General features: G+C 38.9%; 6 protein-coding genes. 2 read left to right on the forward strand and 4 right to left on the reverse strand.

Translation table 11 applies throughout. The features are described 5' to 3' along the window. Positions 1-1306, forward strand: a 1306-nt coding sequence (ggt, locus tag VNJ50_RS10325) for a gamma-glutamyltransferase (protein ID WP_325581567.1), incomplete at its 5' end; no start/stop codon positions are given. Positions 1307-1427: 121 nt separating this feature from the next. Here ggt and VNJ50_RS10330 read toward each other — a convergent pair. The 4 genes from VNJ50_RS10330 to VNJ50_RS10345 all read right to left on the reverse strand — a co-directional run bounded on the left by VNJ50_RS10330 (position 1428) and on the right by VNJ50_RS10345 (position 4677). Then, positions 1428-1571, reverse strand: coding sequence for a hypothetical protein (locus tag VNJ50_RS10330; RefSeq protein WP_325581569.1), 144 nt, complete (start codon positions 1569-1571; stop codon positions 1428-1430). Beyond that, positions 1543-2193 carry a DUF1080 domain-containing protein gene (locus VNJ50_RS10335; RefSeq protein ID WP_325581577.1) on the reverse strand — a complete coding sequence of 217 codons (651 nt, stop codon included), beginning with the start codon at positions 2191-2193 and terminating at the stop codon, positions 1543-1545. The genes VNJ50_RS10330 and VNJ50_RS10335 overlap by 29 nt, the downstream gene beginning before the upstream one ends. 175 nt (positions 2194-2368) lie before the next feature. Further along, positions 2369-2983 (reverse strand): gluconate 2-dehydrogenase subunit 3 family protein, encoded by a 615-nt coding sequence (locus tag VNJ50_RS10340; RefSeq protein WP_325581571.1) that lies wholly within the window; start codon positions 2981-2983, stop codon positions 2369-2371. A gap of 2 nt (positions 2984-2985) precedes the next feature. After that, a complete protein-coding gene (locus VNJ50_RS10345) occupies positions 2986-4677 on the reverse strand; it encodes a GMC family oxidoreductase (protein ID WP_325581573.1) in 1692 nt (563 codons plus the stop codon). 176 nt (positions 4678-4853) lie between these two features. Between VNJ50_RS10345 and VNJ50_RS10350 the strand changes: the two genes are divergently transcribed. After that, positions 4854-5446, forward strand: a 593-nt coding sequence (locus tag VNJ50_RS10350) for a sugar phosphate isomerase/epimerase family protein (RefSeq protein WP_325581575.1), incomplete at its 3' end; no start/stop codon positions are given.

Genomic DNA, 5446 nt, shown 5'->3' on the forward strand with positions numbered 1-5446 from the left:
AGGTTCTGTAGACGGTATGCTGGTGGCGCATGAAAAATTTGGTTCCATGCCGCTTTCTAAATTGATTGAGCCGTCGATTGTACTTGCCGAAAAAGGATTTCATATTTCGGACCAACAAGCACGCAACTATAATTACCATAAAGATAATTTTGTAAGAAACAACCGTAATCCAGAAACGGTGGCTTTAATTAAGGATGAGCCATGGAAAGAAGGGGATCTGTTGGTGCAAAAGGATTTGGCAGAAACCTTGCGACGTATTCAGAAAGACGGCCGAAAAGGCTTTTATGAAGGAAAAACTGCCGAACTTATTGTCGCTGAGATGAAAGCAGGTAATGGAATCATTACTTTAGAAGATCTTAAAAATTATAAATCGGCATGGCGAACACCAATAACCGGAAATTATAGAGGTTATAAAGTGTACAGCATGGCACCTTCAAGTAGTGGCGGAATTGCCTTGATTCAGTTATTAAAAATGTCCGAACATTTTCCATTGTCAGAATTCGGATCAAAAACTGCAAAAACCATTCACGTGATGACCGAAATGGAAAGACGCGTTTATGCGGATAGAGCTGAGCATTTAGGGGATTCTGATTTTTGGGATGTTCCGGTTAAGGAATTGTTGGATGACGAATACATAGCTTCAAGAGTTGCCCAGATAGACATATCACAAGCGACCGATAGTGAAGAAGTGCGGCCAATGGCGTTGGATAATATTATCGAAAAGGAAGAAACTACCCATTATTCTATTGTTGATAAAGACGGTAATGCCGTTTCTTTGACCACCACGATTAACGACGGCTACGGATCTAAAGTTTTTGTGGAAGGTGCCGGATTTTTGTTGAATAACGAAATGGATGATTTTAGCATGAAACCAGGCGTTCCTAATATGTATGGATTATTAGGTGGTGCGGCAAATTCCATTCAGCCAGGAAAACGTATGCTTAGTGCGATGACACCTACCATCATCGAGAAAGATGGTAAATTATTTATGGTGGTTGGTACACCTGGAGGCTCTACCATTATTACTTCTGTTTATCAGACCATTTTGAACGTCATCGATCATGATATGACTATGACCGATGCGGTAGCAGAAAAGAGAATTCACCACCAATGGAAACCAGAATGGATTTCTGTTGAAAAAGGAGCTGTAGATAGTTTGGTGCAAAAAGAACTGGAAGCTATGGGCCATCAGATCAAAGAACGCGGCACCATTGGAAGAGTTGAGGCGATCTTGGTAAGACCTGATGGTTCTTATGAAGGCGCCGCCGATCCAAGAGGTGATGATTGGGCGATGGGGGTGGAGTAACTACTCCAATTTGACTTAAGAAATACTCTTAGGATTTCTAAAAGATAATTTTAAAATCCCAGACTTTATGTCTGGGTATTTTATTTTATATCCGTTATAAATCGTTTGTTCTAATGTTCATTTAACGTTCTGGTTTCAACAACTCAATATTTCTAAATGCTACCGGATGACTTTCGCTTTGAAATGAAATATAGCCACCTTTGATGGTTTCGCCCAATTTATCTTTATATTGTTCATTATAGTCCCTCCATATCGGCACCGCCATATTGTGGTTTTGAATAACGCAAAACTTCTTTATCATTGATTTTATGAATGATTAAAGAATCGCTATAAACTTCAACTTCCAGATTAACCCATTGATCGCCGTGATAGGTTTCAGAGTTTGATTCTGTACAATGTTGAGTAATTAATTCGCCATTCATAACCACGTTTGTGCCTGGTGTGCATAAATTTGCCGTAGTTCGTGCACTGCCTTCGGTTATTCCGCTCAACATTTGAACTTCAATACTCACTGGAAAACTCTGGTCTTTGGCCATTTCTTTAGGATCCTCACAATGGATCATAACACCACTATTTCTAGTAGCCCATCCGGCGCCATCTTCAACTTGGTCCTCATCAAAACGGTATTGCATTTTTAATTTATAACTAGAAAATGGTGTTTTGTAAAATAGATGGCCATCAGACTCATTAAACTTTCTGTTATAAACATCATAGGATACTTTAATGGCACCATCTTCTACCTTAAAGGTATTATGGATATTATCGCCAAAATCATAGCCTCTTATTTTTGCTGTCCAACCATCTAAATCTTTACCGTTAAATAGGGAAATCCAATCTTCCTTAACTTCATCCTCAAGCTTGACACCGGAGCTTTCAGATTCAGGTATTGATTAACAGCCAATCATTGTCAAAACAATTACAACCATTAAAATTCGGTTGATTTTTCTGTGCATACGGATTGATTGTAAGCGTTTTTAAAAATTGAAAGTCATAAGTCTTATGTCCTATCGTCCTACGTCAGCTTTAACCATTTAACAATCTTCAGGACGGCTATGCTAGGGTTTATAATGACCAAGCTTTACCACCGGTAGCCTCTTCCAATGAAACACATCCTTTTTGCTTACCCGGAATAGGATCATAAGCCAATACATTTTTTCCAATTTCTTCACTGGTTTTAAATGCCCAAACCGTTTGGTCTCGGATTTTTAAAAGTGTCATAAAAACTAAATGCTCTTCCTGGATATACGCTAATCGTTGCTCTTTTGTGACTCTTAAGTATTTAGATAATAGCGCATCAAAATCTTCTGTTTTTACAGCAATCGGTTCCTCTGTTTTTGGAGGGGTGGCTTCCTCGTTTGAAATACCCAATTCTTCCATAATAGCGTCTAATCCTGTGGAGTAGAGTTCCTTTTGTTCGTCGTTTGCTGTTTTAGAGGTGTATAGATCAATGAATTTTGGCACGTTAACATCCAGTGCGCCTGGTACATCTTTTGTTTTTGGTATTATTAAATCGACCAAATTCTCTAAAACATACGCTTGTTTGTCTGAAAAGAATACTGGTATCCAAGGTTCTTCAGGTGTTGTTGTACAACTTTGAAGCATGCTTAAAATAGTAGGCGTTGCTATAATATATCCAAAGGATAAGCCCAAGTTTTTTAGTGCGTCTCTTCTGTTCATAATTATGCTTTATTTGATTTGAATTGTTCAATGGCATGATGTGCTGCTCTAGCGGTGATGGCCATATAAGTCAATGACGGATTTTGGCAACCCGATGAGGTCATGCAAGCGCCATCGGTAACATATACATTGGGTACTTCGTGTATTTGGTTATAGGCATTAAGTACCGAAGTTTTTGGATCTCTACCCATTCTTGCGGTACCCATTTCATGGATGCCAATACCTGGTGCATATCGTGTGTCATAAGTTTTGACTTCTCTAAAACCTGCCTTTTCCAACATTTCGGCAGCTTGTTGTTTGATGTCTTCGCGCATAATCAATTCATTTTCTTTCCATTCCGCATCAAAGGTAACCGTTGGCAATCCCCATTCATCTAATCTGTCATAATCCAAGGTCATTTTATTATCATGATAAGGTAAGCATTCACCAAAACCTGTAATTCCTATGCTCCATGGCCCTGGTTTTAAAATGGCTTCCTTAAATTTTTCACCATAGGCCATTTCGGCAACATGTTCAGAAATTCCATATCTGCCGCCCCCGCCTTGATAGCCATAACCTCTTAAAAAGTCTTTGCGTTCAGATGCTTTATCACCTAGATTCCTGAATCGTGGAATGTATATACCGTTTGGTCGTCGTCCTTTATAATATTGATCTTCAAAGCCATCTACCAAAGCATTGGCACCTGCGCCAAGATGATGGTCCATAATATTATGGCCCAATTCCCCTGAATCGTTGCCCAATCCGTTAGGAAAACGTTCTGATTTGGATTGCATTAATATGGACGCTGATGGTATTGCAGAAGCACAACAAAAGATGATATCGGCAGTAAAAACATGGGTTTCCTTGGTTTCAGCATCAATTACTTTAACGCCCGTTGCTTTTTTTAATGAGTCGTCATAGATGATTTCATGAGCAATGGAATGCGGTCTTAAGGTCATGTTGCCTGTAGCTTCGGCCGCTGGTAATGTTGATGCATTACTACTAAAATATCCGCCGTACGGACAGCCGCGCATACACCTATTTCTATATTGACAATTACTTCGTCCTTTGTGTTCGTGATCGCCGGTAATATGTGCAACGCGTCCAATAGTCAACAACCGATCGTCATAATTATTTGCCAATTGGGCTTTAAATTCTTCTTCAACACAATTCAATTCCATTGGCGGTGAGAAAATACTGTCTGGTAAATGCGGAATGCCGAGTGCTTCACCACTGATGCCAACATATTTTTCGACATAATCATACCATGGCGCAATATCGTTATAGCGTATGGGCCAGTCCACACCATGACCATCTTTCAGGTTAGCTGTAAAATCCAAATCACTCAACCGATAGCTTTGACGGCCCCATGTTAAAGAACGTCCACCTACATGATAGCCGCGCATCCAATCAAAACGTTTGGTTTCATTGTAAGGGTGTTTAATATCATCTACAAACCAATGTTTGCTGTCTGCAGCCGTTGTATAGCCTGTTCGCGCTTGTTTTTCTTGTCTTTTTTGTTCTTCTATAGTGTTGCCACCACGCAATTCCGTGTCCCATGGGTCGTTGTGCATGGTAGGATAATCGCCATGTTTTACCATGCGGCCTCTTTCCAGTACTAATGTTTTTAATCCGCCCTCACACAGTTCTTTAGCCGCCCAGCCACCGCTAATTCCTGTTCCAATGACAATGGCGTCATAGTGTTCTTTTATCATAATAATATTTTTAAAATAGTCTAGTTTTATAAATTAGGTTAGGACTAATTTATAGATCGTGAATGTTAAATCTTTTTAAACGCTAAACTTAATCAAATTAGTAGTATTTTATCAAACTTTAGTATTTTCATCGCTAATTTTATTTTTAGATAATTTAATATTAAACCAAAATCGTTATGATCAAAAGTATTATTGCTCCTTTATCTTTATTATTTCTGGTGGGGATCCTATTTTTTGGATGCAAGAAAAATGAAGCGCAGTCCAACCAAACACACGTATTGACCGAAGAAAAAGAACCTTTTTTTAAGTTGTCATTAGCGCAATGGTCTTTGCACAGAGCTATTGGAAATAATGATTTGGATGCGTTTGATTTTGCCGAAAAGGCTAAAGCGATGGGTTTTGAGGGCATCGAATATGTATCTGACTTATATAGAAAAAAGATAGAAACCATGGGAATGGAAGCCGTGCTGGAAATTTTAAAAGAAAAAAGTGAGGCGCATGGTGTTAAAAATGTTTTGATAATGGTTGATGAAGAAGGGCATTTGTCATCACCGGATGAAAAAGAAAGAATTAAAGCAATTGAAAATCATAAAAAATGGGTTGATGCCGCGGAATTTTTGGGATGTCATGCTATTCGTGTCAATCTGTATGGTTCAGGTAGTGAGGAAGAGTGGATTTCAAATAGTACGATTGGTTTAACGCAATTGGCAGAATATGGCAAATCTAAAGGGATTAATGTGATTGTTGAAAACCATGGTGGTTTTTCTTC

This window comes from Gelidibacter sp., from assembly GCF_035577925.1.
Lineage (GTDB): Bacteria > Bacteroidota > Bacteroidia > Flavobacteriales > Flavobacteriaceae > Gelidibacter.